This window comes from Clostridioides sp. LIBA-6622, assembly GCF_056716095.1.
This window is the reverse complement of record NZ_CP196998.1, coordinates 756,960-778,497: the sequence shown is the minus strand read 5'-3', so window position 1 is coordinate 778,497 and position 21,538 is coordinate 756,960. Positions and strand designations below refer to the sequence as shown.

Genomic DNA, 21,538 nt, shown 5'->3' with positions numbered 1-21,538 from the left:
ATTTAAGATTATTTATATATTTATGTATATTTTTCATATTATATCTATTCTACACCTTTATAGTAGTGTCCTGCAACTGTTCCAACTTTATCCAACTGCTTATATAGGTTAGTCGCCTTTTCTCCAAGCTTATAATCATTACTCAAAACCTCAAGATGGGCTTCGATAACTTTTTTAACCATCTCATTATCTTCCACTGTAAAATCGATTCTAAAAGCATCTATTCCAATTTCATCTAACTCATATAGATTATCTAACATACAAGTAACTTTTGAATTGTAAATTGTACTTCTACAGAATACATCTTGTGTTATCCTATAACTTGCATCTGTAAAATCTCTCAAGGCATAGCTACTTTCCTTACATTTAGCAACTCTCTTATCCTTTTTACAATCCCTAACAACAACTCCCATAGGACAGTATTCTGTAATCATCATAGGAGTATATCCATATATTACTGCTTCAATTTCTACATCTGTATATTTTAAAGTTTGTTTAATTTCATTTAGATTTAATTCTTGTGACAAACAAACTGTACCTGCTCCCTCATCTTTAAAGTGATTTATACTTTCACTATTAAATGTATTTAAATAGCAATCTATATTTAAATCTTTTCCTTTAAAATATTCCATAGAACCCCAATTACCAATTTGAACCTTATTAACTCCTTTTATTTTTTCTAATGCTTCAAACTGCTTATACTCTTTATTTCTAATAATTCTTGGTACTGAATATATTAATCTACTTTCAGTATTTTCAATACTAGAACTCTTTTCATCAGAAGTACTTATGTTATCTACATTTGAAACCATTGATTCTTTAGAAATACTTGATACCATCTCTAAGGCTTTTGATAATGTATTTATATCTTCATAATAAATTAAATCCACATTATATTTTAATACCGCTTCTAATTGCTCCAAATTCTTAACTTTAACTCTAACTTTAGGAACTGTATTAAATTTTTGCTGTTTAGTTACTCTGTTTGGTTGGTATTTTAATCTATTCTTCTTAAACTTTCTATCTTTTATTTTTATTCTTTCTTCATCCAAAAGCTCAATACAATCTCTTCTCATTTGATTTAACACACTTATAGGCATACTTACACCTTCATCCAAATCAATTTCTATATCTTTTAATGTATAAGGTGTATTTCCAAGCTTTTGTATTTGTGTCTCTATTTTTTCTTTGCTTAAAGCTACTTTTATAGCTTTTTCAACTAACTTTTCTCCCTCTACAATTGATGTATTCCCACAGAAATCACTTATAGAAAGTACTGGTTTTTTACCTAGCTTAATACTTGCCTTTGCTTTTATATTAGTCTTTATTAACTCTTTATCTTGTTGGAATGTAGCTTGTACTCTATCCATTAATTCACTATCTGATGTCTTAAATATAAGCTGATTTCTCTTTGCTTCTCCAACAAAATCTAGTTCTATTAAATCCCCTTTATGTGCTATTGTATTTATCTCTCCATCCTTTATTATCCTTCCAATAGTACCTCCACCTAGATTTATTCCATCACCTTTTTTAAGTGTATTTTCTAACATGACTCTAAGCCTTTTACTTTTTCTATTATAATCTAAAACTTTTCCAACATATAAACCTTGATTATTAGGTCTATTGGAGTTCATTACATCTTTACCAACTTCACCTAGTATATATCCTCTTGTAAATTTTCTATTAAATATCGTATACAAATTATTTATTATTTCCTCAGAGATACTTATTTTATTCTTATCTACAAATTCATTAATTGCTTCTCTATATCCTGAAACTACAGTAGCTACATATTCAGGCTTTTTCATTCTTCCTTCTATTTTTAAAGATAGTACACCTGCCTCAATTATTTTATCTAATTCCTTTATAGTACTTAAATCTCTAGGGCTCAACAAATAGTCTCCATCACTATTTACAACTTCCCCTGTATTTATATCTATTAACTCATATTTTTGTCTACATGGTTGTGCACACCTACCCCTATTTCCAGACCTATTTCCTATCATACTACTCATAAGGCACTGACCTGAGTAACATACACATAAAGCCCCATGAACAAAGACTTCTATATCCACAGTTGTATTCTCACAAATCCACTTTATCTCATCAACATTTAATTCTCTTGCCAAGACAACTCTATCAAACCCAACACTTTGAAGATACTTAACATCTTCTAATGAATGAGCTACCATTTGAGTACTTGCATGTAGTTCAAAATCAGGTAATAGTTTTTTTATAAGACTTGCCATTCCTATATCTTGTACTATTAAAGCATCAACATCTATATCATATAAAAATTTTACATACTCTACAAAATCCTCTATTTCGTATTGTTTTATCAATGTATTCACTGTGACAAAAACTTGTACTCCTCTTATATGAGAGTATTTAACAGCATCAATTAGCTCATTTCTATCAAAGTTGTTTGCAGATGCTCTTGCACTAAAGTCTTTACCACCTAGATACACAGCATTTGCTCCATTTTGTACTGCTGCCTTTAATGAATCAAAAGAGCCAACTGGTGCAAGTAATTCTATTTTTTTCATATTTTTCTCCTCTATTTATACTTATTAGGTTAATATAATTATATCTATAACATAAATATTTACATTAAATTTATACACTATTTACTATATCTAAAATACATCAAATAATTTATATCTTCTTTATTATATTTAATGTATTTAAAATAACTTATTTACTACTTATTATATTTAATATATCTCAAACAATTTATACACTACTTGTTATATTTGAATTGATATGTCTCAAATACTTTATACATTACTTGCTATATTTGAACTGATATACTATTTACTATATATAAAGTATATCAAATAATAACTCATTTTTTATCAATTTATACTAAGTTAGTTTTCATTAAATGAATCATCTTTATTGATAAACATAATTCCAAAAACCACTGCTAAAATAAATAAACATACTAGAATTGATTTTTCTACAAAAAGTTTTGTACAAAAAGTTCCTAAAATAGCTCCAGATATAAAGAATACGATAATAGCATAATACTGCAAACTCTTTTTTATCATAAAAATATTCTTAGTCTGTATATAATGAAATAATGTTTCTGTGGCACTTCTTAAATTTCCAGTACACATTGTAGTTGCAAAACTATTTCCATTTACCTTTCTAAAACTTTCTACTTGCATCGAACAAACAAAAGAAATAGCAATATTTACAAACATATTAAATTCTCCTCTAGGTACAAAAGAAACTACAAGTATAGTAATCATTTCAATTATAATAATAACTTGGCGCCAATGAATCTTGGAATTATTTTTAAAATACTTTCTTATCTTCTCTGCTATAAACACACCTAACATAAATGCCAAAATAGGAATCAAATAATAAAAAGATTTTTTTAGATTTCCTTCAGCTATATTAAGCCCCAATAAAACTATGTTTCCAGTCTGTGCATTAGCAAATACCTTTCCTCTTACTACATAAGTATAAATATCTAAAAATCCTCCTGTTATTGCCAATAAAGAGCATAAGAAGAATGATTCAGACATCTGGCTCTGGTTTGTCATATATAAAACATCTCACTTTCTAATGATAGATACCAAATCAAAATTATTTTAGATACTATTTTTTATTAACATAAAACAACTTTTATCTTTACACATCATTTGTATTTATACATTAAAAGAAGCTGTCTCAACAAACAATAGAGACAGCAAATCTTTTAATTTTATTTCACATTTTTTTCATCGTTATTTAACCCTGTACATTTTAGCTGTAAATCATAAGCTTTGTTTTGAAACTCAGAAGCCAAATTCTCAGCTATTGTAGCTCTTTCATTTGCCTCTTCAAGTTGAGCACTTAATTCCTCAATCTTGCTTTTATAAGAATCTAACTCGGCTCTAGAACCTTCTGTCGTATTACTAAGTTCGAATATTTCTTGCTTTTTATTTTCTATAATATCAATTAACTCTTTCATCTTAGCCTCAGTTTCACGACTTTCTGCTTCTTTCTCTGCTATTGTAAGCTTTAGAGACTTGATTTCTAATTGAAGCTCTTCATTAGATGCCCCAACTTTTTTACTCAATTCTTCATTAGCTTTAATCAACTTCTCATTCTCATCTGAACATTCAAATAAAAGGTCTGATATATTTAATGCAGTTAATATCGCAGCAACTGATAAGCTTAATTTCGGGTTTTGACGTGTTATTTTATCCATTTCTTTGTCAACAAAATCAGCGATACTAATCATAAACTTCTCTGACTTATCTCCAACCATTGGATATTCAGCGCCATGGATTTTAACCATTACTTTGTTCATCCTAACCTCCCCCGACATTAGTTGTTAATTTGATCTTAAGTTAGCATTCAATTTTTCGCTTAATTCACTTAATATCTTATCATGCACCTTAGCTACATCTTCATCTGTTAGAGTTTTATCTTTACTTCTATAAGTTATTGAATATGCAATTGACTTGTATCCAGCCTCTATTTGAGAACCTTTATAAACGTCAAATAACTTGTAACTTTCTACTAATCCTTGACCATTTTCCTTTATTATATCTTCTATTTGTTTTACAAATACATCCTCTTTAACAATAAGAGCTATATCTCTTGATGTAGATGGATATTTTGGTAATGGTACATAATTCTTTGTTCTATTAGAATTATCAAATACAAAGTCAATATCTATTTCAGCTACATAAACCCTTTGACCTAGATTGTAGTTTTCTATAACATCTGGATGCAATTCACCTAATGTACCTACATATTTATTATTATACACTATTTTAGCACATCTACCAGGGTGGAAGGTAGTATTATTATCTTGAGGTTCAATTTCATACCCTTCAAATCCTACATTTACAAGTATTGTTTCTATAGCACCTTTTAATGCAAAGAAATCAACATCTTTACCATACATACCTACACACATTCTATTTTCTTCTTTAGGTAACTCTGAGTCTTGTGGTATGAATATATGGCCACACTCAAATGCATATACTTCTTCTATTTTATGAGATACATTAGTTGATAAAACATCTAACATGTTTGGTATTAAAGTAGTTCTCATTACAGAAGTTTCTTCTCCTAATGGGTTAAGCAATTTAACAAAGTTTCTCTTAGCATTACCTTCTGGTACTCTTATCTTATCTACGCCCTTAGGGCTTACAAATGAATATGTTAATATTTCGTTTAATCCTACAGCAGTTGAATTATCTTTTAAAGAATCCATGAATTTTTGTTTTGAAGTTTTGATTCCCGCTGTTGTATTTCCTTCTAATTGTACAGAAGGTATGTTTTCAAATCCATAAATTCTAGCTATTTCTTCCCATACATCAGCTTCTTGCTCCATATCTGTTCTAAAACTTGGTACATCTATTTCTAATTTATCATTAGCTATTAAATTACATTTAAATTCTAATGATTCTAAAATTCCCACAAACTGTTCCATTGGTACATCTACACCTAGAAGATGGTTAATTCTTTGAGGATTTACTACCAATTTTTTAGGCTCTGGTTTATTTGGATATACATCTACAACACCTTTTAGAACTTTTCCTGCTCCTAACATCTCAACAAGTTGTACAGCTCTATTTGCTGCTATCTCTGCAATATTAGGGTCTAAATCTTTTTCATTTCTTGAAGATGCTTCTGATCTAATTCCAACTTTTTTTGCTGTCATTCTTATATTTTCTGGTTTGAAATTAGCACTCTCGAAAAGTACAGTCTTTGTACTGTTAGTTATTTCTGAGTTAGCACCACCCATTACACCAGCTATACCAAGCGATTTTTCTCCATTTGTTATAACTAGCACATCTTTATCTAAAGTTCTTTCAACATCATCTAATGTTACAAGTTTTTCTCCATCTTTAGCAGTTCTTACTACTATTCTTCCAGTCTCTACTTGATTTATATCAAAAGCATGAAGTGGTTGACCAAGCTCTAACATTACGAAGTTTGTTATATCAACTATGTTACTTATAGGTCTTACACCTGCTTCTGTAAGTCTTCTTTGCATCCAATATGGAGAAGGCTCTATTTTTACATCAGTAACCATTCTAGCAAAATATCTTCTACATAAGTCTGGATTATCTATTTCAACTTTGAAGTCTATCTCTTCATCACTTTCTTTTACTTCAATTTCAGGATATTTTACTTTTGTTCCTATAGTTGCAGCCGCTTCTCTAGCTATACCTAACATACATTTGCAGTCAGGTCTGTTTGAAGTTAATTCAAAATCTATTAAAGCATCTTTTAATCCTAAAACATCTTTTATATCTTTTCCTAATTCATAAGACTCTTCGTGGTCTAAAATATATATACCACCTCTTTTGTACTCTTCAATGTAATGTTCATCTATACCTAATTCAGCTGCTGAACACATCATACCATCTGATAATTCCCCTCTGAAGTCAGTTTGATTGATTTCCACTCCTCCAGGTAATTTAGAACCATTTACAGCTACTGGAATATAATCTCCTTCTGATATATTTGTAGCTCCTGTAACTATTTGAACAACTTTATCTCCAATATCTACTTTAGTTACAACTAACTTATCAGCATTTGGATGTTGTTTTATTTCTAAAATCTTTCCAACTAATATATTTTCTATTTCTTCACCATAATAATCTATTGTTTCAACTTTAGTTCCTGTCATTGTCATTTTATCAGCGAACTCTTTTACATCCATGTCTATATCAACATAGTCTCTAAGCCATTTTAAAGATACTAACATCTACATACCCTCCTAATTAAAATTGATTTAAGAATCTCATATCATTTTCGAATAATAATCTAATATCATCTATTTCATATTTAAGCATTGCAAGTCTTTCAACTCCAACACCAAATGCAAATCCACTATAAACCTCTGGGTCTATTCCACAATTTCTAAGAACGTTTGGATGAATCATACCTGAACCTAATATTTCTATCCAACCTTCATACTTACACATTGGGCAACCTTTACCACCACATTTGAAACAAGTAACATCAACTTCTGCACTTGGCTCCGTAAATGGGAAGTTGTGAGGTCTAAACTTCGTTTTGATATCAGAACCAAACAATTTTTCAACGAAGATATCCATAGTTCCTTTAAATTCTGCCATAGTTACATCTTTCCCAACAACAAGACCTTCTATCTGATGGAACATTGGTGAATGTGTTGCATCTGGCGAATCTGATCTAAAGCATCTACCTGGTGCAATTACTTTTATTGGTAACTCTTGACTTCTCATAGTTCTTACTTGAACTGGAGATGTTTGAGTTCTAAGTAATACCCCATCATTCATATAGAATGTATCACTCATATCTCTTGAAGGATGGTCTTTAGGAGCATTTAAAGCATCAAAGTTATTATCAACAGTCTCAACCTCTGGACCTTCCGCTACAGAGAATCCCATTCCGATAAATATATCTGTTACTTCATCTATGATTTGAGTTATTGGATGTCTCTTTCCAACTTTTAAAACTTTTCCTGGTTGAGTAACATCTATTACTTCTTCTTTTAATTTTCTTTCTTTTTCAATAGCATTTATTTCTTCTTTCTTAGAATTTATGCTAAGCTCAATATTCTCTCTTACATCATTAGCAACTTTACCAATTACTGGTCTTTCTTCAGCAGATAATTTTCCCATCTCTTTAAGTATGGCAGTTATCTCACCTTTTTTTCCTAAATACTTAACTCTTAAACTTTCTACACTTTCTATGCTTTGTGCCTCTTTTATTTCAGCCAAAGCTGCTTCATGTAAAGCAAGTAATTTTTCTTGCACATATATCACCCTTTCATTTTTTTGTATAAAAAAAGCCCCTCAATCCCTGTCTAGGGACGAAAGGCTATAGTTTCGCGGTACCACCCTAGTAGTTTAACAATTAAAAAATTATCAAACCACCTCTAACAAACTTAACGCGTTTTTCACGTCAAAGCCTACTATCAAATTTCAGCTCTGTTACTCCAGAGGGAACTTCTCCTGACCTCTTAGAAAACACTCCCAGCCTAGGTGTTTATCTCTTTGCTAAGTTTAATCAAAATACTTTCCTCTTTCATTGCATCTAAAATATTATATTGTTTATTTTAGTATTATATCATTTCCATTAAAATTATGTGACTATTTTTAATATACATCTAATACATAATTAATTCAATTATTTTTTTAAATATATTGACTATTTTTGATACTCTACTATTTAATTCAAGATTATAACATGACATTATATTTATTACAATACATTAAATCAAGTATTTTTTTATTTCATACATCAATATAGCAGAGCTTATTGCCGCATTTAACGACTCAGCTTTACCATATATAGGTATCTTAACCAAAATATCAGACTTTGATACAAGTTCTTCATTTATTCCATTAGCTTCATTTCCTATCACCAAAGCAACTTTTGAACCATAATCTATTTTGTCATAAAAATTATCTGTATTTAGGTAACTTGAAACTATATTAAAATCCAATGATTTAAGCATGTCCACAGTATCATCTTGAGAAGCATTAATTATATTCATATCAAAAATAGAACCCATAGTCGACCTAATTACCTTTGGATTATATATATCAACACATCCCTTTAGTGCTATTATTGCATCCACTCCAGCAGAATCAGCAGTTCTTATTATAGTTCCCATATTTCCTGGGTCCTGTATCCTGTCCAAAATCAATACAAATTTATCTTTCTCCTTTATATTTTCTTTTAAATTTTTTTCCTCAAATGAAACTACTCCTATTATACCTTGAGTATTTTCTGTATCTACAAGTTCCTTAAAGTTTTTGTTAGTAGTCTTATATATCTTCGTGTTTTTTTTATCTAAATCTTCTAATAGTTCTAAATGTTCCTTCTTATTTTCAAAGTCCTCATTAATAAATACATAATCAAGATTTGCGCTACATTCAAGTGCAAGTACTACTATTCTATAACCTTCTATTATGAATTTTGATTCTTTATTTCTGTTTTTTGACTTCAAGAGTGCTTTTGTATACTTTAATTTTTCATTATCCTTACTGCTTATATTCGTAATCATTTTATTTAAATGCTAAATCTATCTTAGCATAACCTCCTTACCTTACTTTTAATTAAAATCATACTCATCTAAATCCTATTTTTGATTAAATAAAAATAGTATCATATAACTATTCATAATTATATGATACTATCTACTTTTATTGCAAATTAAATATATACTAAATAATAAATTATCTTCTTCTAATTATCCCCTTATCTCCAGATGTTATGGCTGTTATACTAGTATTTTGACCAATTATAACTAGAATACTTCCGGATATAAGTTCCTCATCTGGAGAAGGTGTAACATTTATATTTTTACCTGTTTTTATAGCAAGTACAGTTATTTCATACCTAGCTCTTAACTCAAGCTCTACTAATGTCTTACCAACCCAACCATTTGGAGTTACGATTTCAACAATTGAGTACTCTGGGTCAAGCTCTATATGGTCTAATATGTTATCAGAAACTAAATTGTGTGCAACTCTTACTCCCATATCTCTTTCTGGGAATACTACCCTATCTGCACCAATTTTATAAAGTACTTTAGCTTGTAGTTCATCTTTTGCCTTACATATTATCAACTCTACACCCATTTCTTTAGCTATAAGAGTTGCCATTATAGATGCTCTTATATCAGAACCTATTGCAACTACTGCCACATCAAAGTTACCTAATCCTAATGATCTTAATGCTTGTTCATCAGTAACATCCACTATAAGTGAGTGAGTTACCTTATCAGATACACTTTGAACTGAATCTTCATTTTTGTCTATTGCCATTACTTGATGTCCTAAAAGATGCATAGTAGATGCAACGGAACTTCCAAATCTCCCACACCCAATGACTATATATTGCTTCATCTCGAAACTTCCTCCCTAATACACAATTTGTATAATATCTTTTAATTTAATTTTAATTTACCATTTTTATTTTATTTATTAATCAAATTTATCTGTTCGCATAACTGTATCTAAGTTCATTACTTTATTAATAAATTTATATTTTAACCAACCATAATCTTGCCTTCTGCATATCTAACTGGTTGACTCTTTCTTCTACCTCCAGAAAGTATAGCCATAAATAAAGTAAGAGAACCAACTCTACCCATAAACATAAAGATTATTATTATAATCTTTCCTAAAGCATTTAAGTTTGAACTTCCAGCTAAACTTGAACCAACTGTAGCAAGTGCTGATGTAACCTCAAATGCTGATTGAATTAGTGTAAAATTAGGCTGAGTTATTGAAATAATTAAAGTTCCAAAAATAACTGCTGATATACTAATTACAAATATCCCCAGAGATTTTTTTATAGTTGCTGGAGCTAATCTTCTTTCAAAAGCTTCTATATCTGATTTTCCTGATATAAAACTTCTAACAGTAATTATTAAAACAGCCAGTGTCGTAGTTTTTATACCTCCACCAGTAGATGCAGGTGATGCTCCAATAAACATCAAAATTATCATTATAAATATACTACTTTCTTGTAAAGTAGCTAAATCAAGTGTATTAAAACCAGCAGTTCTTGCTGTTACTGATTGAAATATTGCTGATAATACTTTTCCCTTTAAAGGCAAGTCTGCCATAGTGGCTTTTTGATTAAATTCTATAAGAAAAATAAATAATGCACCGACTATAATAAGTGTCGCAGTTGAAAATAAGACAACTTTAGAATGCACATTTAATTTTGATAATCTTCTTTTTCTTACAATATCAAGTACAACTGGGAATCCTAGTCCCCCAAACACTATAAGTGAAGAAATAGTCATTGATACTGTAAAGTTATTTACATAAGAATTTAGCGATGTAAATGGTCCACTTACACTTCCCATCAAATCAAATCCGGCATTACAAAACGCTGATATTGCGTGAAATACACTATACCATATCCCTCTAGATAAACCAAATTGTGGAATAAAGACAGTTGATAAAATCAGTGCACCTATTCCTTCTATTGTTATGGTTATTATCAATACAAATCTTGTAAGCTTTACAAGACCCGACAAATCAGCTTGATTCAATGATTCTTGTATTAATAACCTTTCTCTTAGTTGTATTTTTTTTCGTGCCATAAGTGAAAACATTGTGGCTACAGTCATAAATCCAAGTCCACCAATTTGTATCAATGTTATTATAACTATCTGTCCAAATAAACTCCAATAAGTTGCCGTATCTACCATAACTAGACCAGTGACACAAACCGCTGAGGTAGCCGTAAATAGAGCATTTAATAACCCTATACTTTCTCTACTCTGTGACGCTATCGGGAGCGTCAACAACAATGCTCCAATTACAATAATCGCTGCAAACCCAGATACCATTATTTGAGTAGGTCGCATTCCATCTGCGTAGAGAATAAGTCTTCTAACTATTGTTTTCAACTTTCTTTATACCTCCTTAACATAAAATCACTACTGTTAAGACCTTTAATTTGTTTATTTTTAGAGCTTCCCTCTAAATTATTATTCTATTATAGTATAAATATTGTATAAAGACAATGATATGAATTTTTATAATTCTTGTTTGGAATATTTCAAATTTTTATATATATCTTTTAATTTAAATTATATCAAAAACATCTATATTTTTTACATATAATAGGTCTAAAACTATCATAGTTTTTACTGTTTTGTACTTAAAATTTATTTATCATTTTATCAATATAAATTTCATATACTTTTTTGAAGTTAAATTTTTTATATTATTTATAATCTTGTATATATCTTTATGTTAAATTTTCTTAACATGCATTTTTTATATTTAATATAGTAAAATAATTAATAACTATATCCATGATTGGAGGATTTTTATGATTAAATCCAGGAAGAAAATATTTATTTTCCTAATTTTAATTGCAGTTTTTATTATATTTGCATCATACATCAGAAATTATACTAATAACGCAAAAAAAGATTCAGTTAGAGGAACTATTCCTTTTGAAAAAATGGAATATAAACGCCCAGATATAAAGTCAATTTGCGAAAATATTAACACATATAACGACAAACTTTTAACATCTAAAACCGCTAAAGAGCAATTAACCTTATTTAATGATGTTGATAAGATTTATCAAGATTTTTACAGTACACTTACTGTAGCAAAAATTAGAAACAATATAGATTCATCAGATGAGTTTTACTCTAAAGAATACAAATATCTTATGAGTAAATCAGTAGATGTTGACATGGCATATAAAGATTTTCAGGATATATTTGTAACTTCTAAGTTTTCTAAGGAATTAGAAAAAGAACTTGGAAAAGATGCCTTTAATTATTTAAAAAACATTGGAAAACTTAATTCTAAAGAAGTTGAAAGTTTACTTAAAAAGGAGCAAGACCTAGTTGTAAAATATGAAGACTTGCTATCTAAATCTACAGTACCAATAGATGGTATAGAGACAGACTTTGAAGAAGCATTATCAACACCAAACCTTAAACCAGAAGAATATGTAAAAATTTATTCAGATTACTTAAAAAAATACAACCCTATATTTGGCAATATCTTTTTAGAGCTTGTTCAGACAAGAACTGAGATAGCAAGCAAACTAGGATTTAAGAATTATATAGATTATGCTTATATGAACTTAAATAAAGACTATTCTCAAGAAGAAGCAAAAAAATTTAGAAAAGATGTAAAAGAGTACATAGTTCCATTATATAGAGAGATTTCATCAATACCTTCTGATTCTTCTATCTATACTAAAGTATATAAAAATCGTTCATTTAGGAAATTTGACAAGGTACTTGAAGATATATCTCCAAAATTAAAAGAGAGTTTTAGCTATATGAAAAAATATGACTTGTATGATTATTCTTCTGGTAAGAATAAATCTCCTGGAGGATATACTACGTATATAACTAAGTACAACGCACCTTTTTTATTCAATACATGGGATAATTCTTTTTTAGGTGTCACTAGTTTTGCCCATGAGTTTGGTCATTTTTATAATTACTACAACAATATTAATCTAAATAACAAGATACAGCCAAGTATAGATATATGCGAAGTTCATTCAACATCTTTAGAAATTTTATTTTACAAATATTTTGATGATTTTTTTGGTAAGAAATCTGAAGCTATAAAAAAAGAACACTTATCAATTGTTCTAAACACTATTATTGATGCTTGTCTTTATGATGAATTTCAAGAAATTATATACAAAAATCCATATATGAGCTTAAATGATATAAATAAATTATTTTTTGACTTAGAAGAAGAATATGGAGTGTCCAACAATGTACTAAAAGAAAAGAATGCTCCTTTTTGGATACTTGTATCTCACAACTTCCAAGTTCCTTTTTATTACTTGAGTTATGGTCTTGCATCTGATATATCACTTCAGATATGGCAATTGTCACAAGATGATTATAGAAAAGCAGTTAATGTGTACATGGATTTTTTAAATCAGAATACAGATGCTGGATTTAAAGATGTTGTAGAAAAAGTAAACTTACAATTACCCTTCCAAAATGGAAACTTAGAAGATATAAGTTCTGCTTTATATGATTATTTTGGTATAGATAATCCACTTGAATTAAAAAATGCTTCTTAATCTATAGTACTCAATTTATAATACTAAATTTACAATACTCATTTTGATATTCATTTTGATACTCATCAATACTAAATACACAATTACTATTTAATAATTAACACTAACTACCTAATTACAGTTTAATAAAATATACTGATAAAACATCAGCAATTCCAAAAGCTCTAATCTTTAGAATTTCTGATGTTTTATCTATTAATAATGATTGATTGTATTATTTATTTTTAATGACATTATTATTTTTTTACATACATAATTAAAAGAACTATTGAAATCACTAAAAATACACCTGTAATAATAGCACTATTCATATGGAACTTAATAGAACTTGCATCTGTCACCTTATTATTCTTAATCCAAAAACCACAAATCATTGTTGAAAAAAAAAGTAAAGCAGTAATAATACTTGAACCAATAGTTACAATTTTCATTTTACATCACCATTCCCTTTAATAATATTTTCTATTAAAATATCAATAAAACTATCTCGCTGATGCTTATTCTTTACATTTATACCACTATATAATTGAAATGCATCTGGTGATAATGCAGCGACCTGTATTGGCAAAATAATTTGTAAAGCAATAGTTCTTAAACTCATCTCATCTTTTTCACTTCCAAAAATTTTTCGAAGTATAGGCACAAGAGCAAGTTCTGCTTGCATATCTCCATTAGATATACATTGATTTACCATAAAGGTAAGCATCTTTTCATAATGTAACCCAATATCACATAGTTTCTTTAGTAAATTTTTCAAATCTTCAATAGGTCTTAGAGTATATACAGTATCATCATATAACTCTGCTACAACATTTGACATTACCTCTCCGATTGCAATGCTTAACAAATTATCCTTAGTTTTAAAATGATAATTTATTAGACCAACCCCAACATTTGCACGCTCAGCGATTTGTCGAACTGTAACCTTATCAATATCATCTACCTCATCCAAAATATTCAATGTAACTTCAATTATACGTTCTTTCGCATCCTTATCATTGCTTTTCATAATACACCTCCAAAACAATCAACATTTTCAGTTCTGAACATGTTCAGTATAATATTTTTTTTAATATATGTCAACACAATTTTAATTGACTCTAACATTATGACATAGTTTATATTAATAGTAAGACACAAACACCTTTATAAAGGAGGTACAAACATGTTTAAGATAGGTGATTTCTCAAAACTAAGTAAAATTAGCATTCGTATGCTACGTCATTATGATGAAATTGGACTTTTAACACCAAGTCATACAAATAAATCTAATGGATATAGATACTATAGTGCAGACCAACTTTCAATAGCAAATCGAATCCATGCACTAAAAGATATGGGTTTTAGCTTGTATTCTATAAAAGAAATTTTGACAGAATACAATGATAAAGAAAGTCTAATAAAATATTTAAATATTCATCACTCTCAAGTAAAAGAACAATTAGAGGATATACAGAGAAAGATACTTAAGATAGAAAATACTATTAAAATAATTGGAAGGAATGATAATATGAACAATTGTGATGTAACTATAAAGAATTTTTCACCAAAATATATGATGACTCTTAGAAAGGTTATATCAACTTATAAAGATGAAGGTCTCTTATGGCATCAGTCGTTTTTAGAGACAAAAGAGCAAAATATCCAACTTGAATATCCTAATCATTCTAAAGCAGTCTTTTATGATACAGGATATCAAGAAGATTATGTCGATGTTGAAGTACAAGTTGCTGTATATGGAAAATATAATGATACTGAACATGTTAGATTTAAGACTGTACCAAGCGTGACTGCTGCAACTTCTATAGTTAAAGGAAATTTCAATCAACTTACAGATACTTGCGAGGCTATTGGTAATTGGATATCAGACAATAATTATGAAATGGATGGTCCTATGTTTAATATTTATCATATAGGTCCTGATAAAGATAATAATCCTGATAATTGGGTAACAGAGGTATGTTTCCCAGTAAAAAAAATATAACTCTATCTTGTATTTTAATCTGATAGCATTTTAAAAAGTAAAGTACAAACAATGGCTTTGTACTCTACTCTTTTTTAATCCAAATAGAGCTATATCGTCTTTTAATTTAAATAAAGCTATGTTATTAATAAAAAACAAACCTATTATGCCTTGATATGTTGTTGTTTTAACCAAACCTTCATCACCATCTTTTGTGGCAATAGTTTTGCTAGTACATGACTGGATTTTGTATTGATGCCATACACAGAAATATCCTTATTTTTCTTTGTATCTTTCAAAGCCTTTCTAGCAACAACATCTGGTGTTACTATACCTGAGAATTTTTTTGTTCCTTTTTTTGCTTTAACTATACCTCTTTCAAATAGATTTGTACTCATCCACCCTGGACATATAGCAATTGCATTTATCCCCTTATCTTTAAGTTCAACATTTAATGCTCTTGTGTAATTTCTTACAAATGCTTTAGTTGAACTATAAATATTTTGATATGGTAATGGTTGGAATGATGCTTGAGAAGAAACATTTATAATATGGCTCCCCCTTTTCATGTATGGGATACATATAAGACCCATTGCCACAACAGCAGTAATATTTAAATCAATCATATTGATAGATTCATCTATGCTCAATTCATCATATGAACAGAATTTTGCAAAACCTGCATTATTTACAAGGTATTTTATACATATATCTTCTTTATTTAAAAATGTCTCAATTTCTTTTCCTTCTTCTAGTTTTGACAAATCTTTTGAAAAAATTTTTATCTTACTTCCAAATTCATCTATTAATTGATTTAATCGCTCTTTGTTTCTTGCAATTGCCCATATTTCTGTTATTTCTTCTTCATTTACCAATAATTTCAGAAATTCTTTGCCAAACCCACTATTCGCTCCAGTTACAATTGCAATATTCTTCTGACTCATAATTTGTCTCCTTTTCTATTGAGTTTATATATTTAGACTTATATTTTGCAAATTAAACTTGCTGTATTCAAGAGTTATATCTATATTACTTTCAATGTATAAAGTAGCCTTAATTTTACTGACTTTTCCAAACTTATATTATAAATACTCTCTTTCCAACTTAAAGAATATTTTTTAAACAATAAAACTACTTTTTAGTATGTATCTATAACTAAGTATTACAAAGCTAGATTCAATATAAATGAAAAAGAGGCTTATCTCTATTGTGAGATAGCCCCTTTTTTATATTATTTAGTACTTACTTTTTAAAGTTTGATAGAGGTCTTAGATTTAGGAACTTTATAATAATATACATTTTCTTTTCCAATAAGTTTCGAACCAATTTTTTCCCATTCTCCTCCATAGGTAGATTTTATTTGAGAAACATCTGAATCTAGTGATTTAGCAATAAGACCTTGTTGAGCTCTGAATATATATTTTTTTTCATCATCAGTGCCAGTTTTGAAACTCAACTTATAATTATCCAATAATAATAAATTCTCATTTTTACGATATGACCTCGTGTTAATTCCATTAACAATTTCTGGAATAGATGAATCAATAAATATATAATCATTGAAATTATTTTGTAATCTTAAATTTCCACCTCCATGTACTGCTTTTACTATATAATCATACGCATCTATATTGCATTTCAATGTAGACTTTATCATATAATAAGTTTTAAACACATAAACTTTATGCTTATATTCTAATCCATCATCCCAGTTATCTCTATTATCACTAACTAAATTAACATAACAATTTTTAAAATGATTTCCATAAAACAATGAATATGCTTCCTCAACTCTATCCTCATCTTTTATATCTAAATAAGTATCATAATCTGTATTATAATAAAGTTGCCCACATCTTCTTATAATCCCAGATATGGATGTATTAATAATTGTTTCAAATGCAAATCCACAATGTCCACATTGATCAATAGTAATATTATTAATCTTATAACTACCACCACCCTTACTTCGAAGACCTACTTCTTGTATTTTTTCGATTTTGATATTATTTAGACTAGCCCCTACTTTAATTTCCATACCTTTCTTACATTTAGATATTCTACTGTTGGAAATAATTATGTCATTTCCTAAATCAATACCTAATCCACAAGATGACACTGTAATGTCATTTACTATTGAATAGTAAGGTATTTGAATTCCTGTACCTGAAAAACCAGTTATATAAAGTCCTTCATAATGTCCTAGACCTTTAGCGTCAGTAGTACATGTAATAGCTGATACATTATCTAGTGATTTATTATCACTATTTTTCTTAATGTCTATTTCATAGTGATAATGTGGTTTTCCTTTTGTTGGTGGTTCATCATGAACAAGTATACTGCAACTATCAGAATAAAAACTTATATTTTTAATACATTGCTTTCTTCCTGTCAATGTAACAATACTCATATTAGGAACTCCACTTGTTATAAATTGTGTAGCTTCTGTTGATGAATCAGAATCCCCTAGTAATGTAGTTTCTTTATCAATCGTAATACCAGTTTTAAATAAATACTTGCCTTTTGGGAAATATAAAACACAAAATTCTGTTTCATTAATAATCTTCTGTACAAGAGGTCCCACATCTTTTGTACCATCGTTTTTAATATCAGGCTCCCTTTTTAATACGTTAATCCATTCTTTATACTTAATTTCTTCCATAATATTATCTATTCCTTTCTTATTTGCTTAATACTAAAATATTATTTACTTTTGCTATTAAATGAATTTTTTAGTTATCAGTTTGACTATATAAAACCTATTAAAACTAATAATTAAATCATTAGCAAAATACTTATTCAAGTTTAATATAGTTACTTAATTTTCTATCATTTTGTAATAGTGTACAGTTGTTCCTAATTCTATCTTTTCTCCAATTTTCTCCCATGTTCCACCATAATCTTTAGTAAGTTTCATTTCATCTTTAATTGTTGTTGACATAATATCATTTACTTGTAGGCTATATATTTTAGATTCTTTATCATTACTGTTTATATACATTTCGCCTTCTCTTATCTTAATTTTATCCTCATCAGATTTTTCAGATATACCAACTCCATTGATACTACTAAGTTCTCCATCATAAAATATAACTGTTTGCATTTTATTATTATATACTAAACGTCCTTTTTTTGACTTAACAACCATATCAGTAGCATCTATATTGAATCTTAATAATAAATTATTAGTTTCAAGAGCTTCTATAAGGTATACCTTATGTGGTGCATATCTTTTATCGTTTTCTTTCTCATACTTATCTTTTCCTGCATCATCCCAATAGTCTCCATTATCGTTTGTGATTGTTATATTACTTGATTCTATTGAATTTCCATATAATAAAGAATATGCTTCTTCTACTTTACCATCTAACTTCAAATATTCATCATAACTAAAATTAAAATAATATTGTCCACATCTTGAGATATTTCCTGATATTTGTGTGTTAGATATTGAATTAAATTTAAATCCACAATAACCACATTGGTCAATTGTAATATTTGTAACAAAGTTTGAACCCTTACCAATATTGTTAATACCAACCTTACCAACTTCTTCTACTCTCATATTATTAATAAAAGTTCCAGTGGAAATTTTCATTCCATAATCACATCCCCAAGTCTTTCCATTAGTAATTATTGAATTTTCTCCTGTACTAATACCCTGAGTACATGTAAAAACAGTAATATCATTTACTGTAGAATTATTAGACATTTTAAGTGCAATTTCACCAAAACCACCAAAGTCTACATTTTCATAATGACCAGGACCTTCTAGTGTATTTTCACATACAATTGCTGATATATATTTTCCTTCATGTGCAAATTTTATCTTATGGTGAAATCCTGGTTCTCCATTTGCAGGAGGTGTATCAGGTGACTGAACATTATCACAGTTATCTGATTGAAAAGAAATGCTTTTAATACAGTGCTTTACCCCCTTTACTGTTATCATTGTAAAACTTTCCATTGTACCATTTTCTACTTCTTTTTCATCAAATTTACCAGAAAATTGTGTTGCTCCTGAATAATACTCTGGATCATTTGGGTGATTTGACCTAAAATATGTATCTCCACATAGTGTTAATCGTTTGTTAATCTCTATACCACTTGTAAATAAGTATTTACCTCTTGGAAAATATATAATAGAATCCTCTGGTACAGCATTTATAATTTCTTGTACCCTAGAACTTACATTTTCTTTTTCAGTATTACAAACTCCATAATCTAAAACATTAATCCAGCCATCTGTTTCTTTAATTATTATAGGTTCTCCCATAATTCACTACCTCCTAATTTTAAAACTAATCATTTATTTTTTTATAATAGTACATAAGTTCTCCATCAAGTGTTTTTATGCCTATTTGCTCCCATGTTCCACTGTGTAATTTACTTATTTCTTCTTCAGAATCTAACATTGATGATATAACAGAATTCTTTTTCAATTTAGGAACTACTAAATCTTGTCCATTATTATCTACATAAAGTGTATTGTCACTTATCTTAAGCAAATCACCCTGATTTGTATCAGAAATCTGAACTCCACCTACAGAACAAAGTTCACCATCATAGAACTTATAAGTATTTCTACCATTTTCCAATAATAAGTTGCCTTTTGCACATTGTACAAAACTATCTGCCTCAGCATCACATTCTAGCATTACATTAGTCGTCTCATTTGCTTTGATTACATGTATCTTGCGCTCTAAACCATTTTCTAGGGCATCAACATTATTATTCATTAATACAATATTACAGTTCTCTAAAGTATCTCCATAAAATATTGAATAAGCATCTTCTTTTCTATCTGTCATATTCTTGTAAGTATCATAATCAACATTTTTATAATACTGAGCACACCTAGTAATTCTTGCGTTTACTTGACTATGAGCCATTTTTTCAAACTTAAATCCGCAGTATCCACAATTATCAACTGAAAGGTTCATCATAAGATTGAAACCAAGCCCTTTATTATTAATACCTATTTCTTGAATATCTTCTATTTTTACGTTATTTACACTGACACCAGTTGTAATCTCCATTCCGTTTTTGCATCTATAAACCTTACTACTAGAAAGCATGGATTTCTCTCCAAGTTTTATACCAAGCCCACATGAGGTAACAGTGATATCATTTGCAGTAGCATAAAATGGAATTTCTATTCCTGTTTTTGAAAAGCCAGAAATATATAAATGTTCAAAATGTGATAGACCTTGTACACCTTTACATTCTGTGATAGCAGATACATTTTCAGGTAATTGCTCTTCTATTTCTCTATCATCATAATAAAAGTTAATATTTTTGATTGTTTGATTTGTTTCTGTCAATGTAATAATACTTATATTAGAAACTCCTCTAGTTATAAAATTTGTTGCTCCTACTAGAGATGGTTGTTCTTTACCTTCTGCTTGTTTTGGAACATCCCCTCCATAATAAGAGTTTCCTTGAAGTGTTATTTGTTGGCTAATTTTAATACCTTTTTCAAATAAGTAGTCACCATTTGGAAAGTATATAACGGAATCTTTTAGTGATTCATCAGAAACAATCGCTTGTATCATATCACTAACATCTTCTTTTCCAGTAATGTCTATCTTGTTGTTTAGTTCCAGTACATTAACCCAGTCTGGAGTTTTAGTTTCAATTGCCATGATTAATTCCTCCTTTTAAAATTTAGATTATTTGTATTTACAGGAATAAATGTATTTTTACTATGACTAGAGCAAGTAAGTGTATTTTTATGATATTTGAGATAATCGCTATAATAAAATATCTTGGATTTCAATAATTAAAATATTGATAGTTTTTTATTTCTTAAAATTAATTGTCCAGTAATATTAAACAGATTAAACATTGCATTCATAAATTAAGTTGATAGTTTTTCTCTTTTTGTAGTAACACAATTCCTGTTATCTTATAGTACTATGATAAAACTTCTTAAAAGTAGTCAATTTGTTTATAATTAGTTTATAAATTGTTTATAAAATGATTATGTATAATAATCTGTAATTTTAAGATTAATAAAATTAACTA

Annotated in this window: 16 protein-coding genes and 1 other annotated feature; of the genes, 2 read left to right on the top strand and 14 right to left on the bottom strand. The window is 28.7% G+C overall.

Features of this window, described 5'->3' with window-relative positions; genetic code table 11:
- Window positions 1-44: 44 nt before the first annotated feature.
- From ACTG47_RS03870 to ACTG47_RS03835, 8 genes are all read right to left on the bottom strand, one after another.
- A complete protein-coding gene (locus tag ACTG47_RS03870; RefSeq protein WP_479926190.1) occupies window positions 45-2,546 on the bottom strand; it encodes a U32 family peptidase in 2,502 nt (833 codons plus the stop codon).
- 324 nt (window positions 2,547-2,870) lie between these two features.
- Window positions 2,871-3,533 (bottom strand): YoaK family protein, encoded by a 663-nt coding sequence (locus ACTG47_RS03865; RefSeq protein WP_479926189.1) that lies wholly within the window; start codon window positions 3,531-3,533, stop codon window positions 2,871-2,873.
- A 179-nt stretch (window positions 3,534-3,712) separates the two neighbouring features.
- Window positions 3,713-4,303, bottom strand: a complete 591-nt coding sequence (locus tag ACTG47_RS03860; protein WP_169469602.1) for a cell division protein ZapA — start codon at window positions 4,301-4,303, stop codon at window positions 3,713-3,715.
- 24 nt (window positions 4,304-4,327) lie between these two features.
- Entirely contained in the window at window positions 4,328-6,721 is a 2,394-nt protein-coding gene (pheT, locus tag ACTG47_RS03855; RefSeq protein ID WP_479926188.1) for a phenylalanine--tRNA ligase subunit beta, read from the bottom strand.
- 16 nt (window positions 6,722-6,737) lie between these two features.
- On the bottom strand, window positions 6,738-7,757 hold the full coding sequence (gene pheS / locus ACTG47_RS03850; protein WP_479926187.1) for a phenylalanine--tRNA ligase subunit alpha: 1,020 nt from the start codon (window positions 7,755-7,757) through the stop codon (window positions 6,738-6,740).
- A 49-nt stretch (window positions 7,758-7,806) separates the two neighbouring features.
- Window positions 7,807-8,041: a binding site (T-box leader), on the bottom strand.
- Between the two features lie 174 nt (window positions 8,042-8,215).
- Complete coding sequence (locus ACTG47_RS03845) at window positions 8,216-9,013, bottom strand: TrmH family RNA methyltransferase (protein ID WP_479926186.1); 798 nt, start codon at window positions 9,011-9,013, stop codon at window positions 8,216-8,218.
- Between the two features lie 172 nt (window positions 9,014-9,185).
- Window positions 9,186-9,857, bottom strand: coding sequence for a potassium channel family protein (locus tag ACTG47_RS03840; RefSeq protein WP_169469610.1), 672 nt, complete (start codon window positions 9,855-9,857; stop codon window positions 9,186-9,188).
- Between the two features lie 143 nt (window positions 9,858-10,000).
- The gene (locus ACTG47_RS03835; RefSeq protein ID WP_479926185.1) at window positions 10,001-11,377 is read right to left on the bottom strand and encodes a TrkH family potassium uptake protein; all 1,377 of its coding nucleotides are present in this window, start codon (window positions 11,375-11,377) and stop codon (window positions 10,001-10,003) included.
- A gap of 428 nt (window positions 11,378-11,805) precedes the next feature.
- Between ACTG47_RS03835 and ACTG47_RS03830 the strand changes: the two genes are divergently transcribed.
- Complete coding sequence (locus ACTG47_RS03830) at window positions 11,806-13,548, top strand: gluzincin family metallopeptidase (protein ID WP_479926184.1); 1,743 nt, start codon at window positions 11,806-11,808, stop codon at window positions 13,546-13,548.
- 236 nt (window positions 13,549-13,784) lie between these two features.
- On the opposite strand, the gene ACTG47_RS03825 is transcribed toward ACTG47_RS03830, so the two are convergent.
- Both ACTG47_RS03825 and ACTG47_RS03820 read right to left on the bottom strand, forming a co-directional pair.
- The gene (locus tag ACTG47_RS03825) at window positions 13,785-13,979 is read right to left on the bottom strand and encodes a hypothetical protein (protein ID WP_479926183.1); all 195 of its coding nucleotides are present in this window, start codon (window positions 13,977-13,979) and stop codon (window positions 13,785-13,787) included.
- Complete coding sequence (locus tag ACTG47_RS03820; protein WP_479926182.1) at window positions 13,976-14,557, bottom strand: TetR/AcrR family transcriptional regulator; 582 nt, start codon at window positions 14,555-14,557, stop codon at window positions 13,976-13,978. The genes ACTG47_RS03825 and ACTG47_RS03820 overlap by 4 nt, the downstream gene beginning before the upstream one ends.
- A 156-nt stretch (window positions 14,558-14,713) precedes the next feature.
- Between ACTG47_RS03820 and ACTG47_RS03815 the strand changes: the two genes are divergently transcribed.
- On the top strand, window positions 14,714-15,532 hold the full coding sequence (locus ACTG47_RS03815) for a MerR family transcriptional regulator (RefSeq protein WP_479926181.1): 819 nt from the start codon (window positions 14,714-14,716) through the stop codon (window positions 15,530-15,532).
- Window positions 15,533-15,675: 143 nt separating this feature from the next.
- Here the strand turns inward: ACTG47_RS03815 and ACTG47_RS03810 are convergent, their stop codons facing one another.
- The 4 genes from ACTG47_RS03810 to ACTG47_RS03795 all read right to left on the bottom strand — a co-directional run bounded on the left by ACTG47_RS03810 (window position 15,676) and on the right by ACTG47_RS03795 (window position 21,156).
- Entirely contained in the window at window positions 15,676-16,455 is a 780-nt protein-coding gene (locus ACTG47_RS03810; RefSeq protein ID WP_479926180.1) for an SDR family NAD(P)-dependent oxidoreductase, read from the bottom strand.
- A gap of 305 nt (window positions 16,456-16,760) precedes the next feature.
- Window positions 16,761-18,173, bottom strand: coding sequence for a glycoside hydrolase family 55 protein (locus ACTG47_RS03805; RefSeq protein ID WP_479926179.1), 1,413 nt, complete (start codon window positions 18,171-18,173; stop codon window positions 16,761-16,763).
- 156 nt (window positions 18,174-18,329) lie between these two features.
- Window positions 18,330-19,787, bottom strand: a complete 1,458-nt coding sequence (locus tag ACTG47_RS03800; RefSeq protein WP_479926178.1) for a glycosyl hydrolase family 28-related protein — start codon at window positions 19,785-19,787, stop codon at window positions 18,330-18,332.
- 25 nt (window positions 19,788-19,812) lie between these two features.
- Complete coding sequence (locus ACTG47_RS03795) at window positions 19,813-21,156, bottom strand: glycoside hydrolase family 55 protein (RefSeq protein ID WP_479926177.1); 1,344 nt, start codon at window positions 21,154-21,156, stop codon at window positions 19,813-19,815.
- Between the last annotated feature and the right edge of the window lie 382 nt (window positions 21,157-21,538).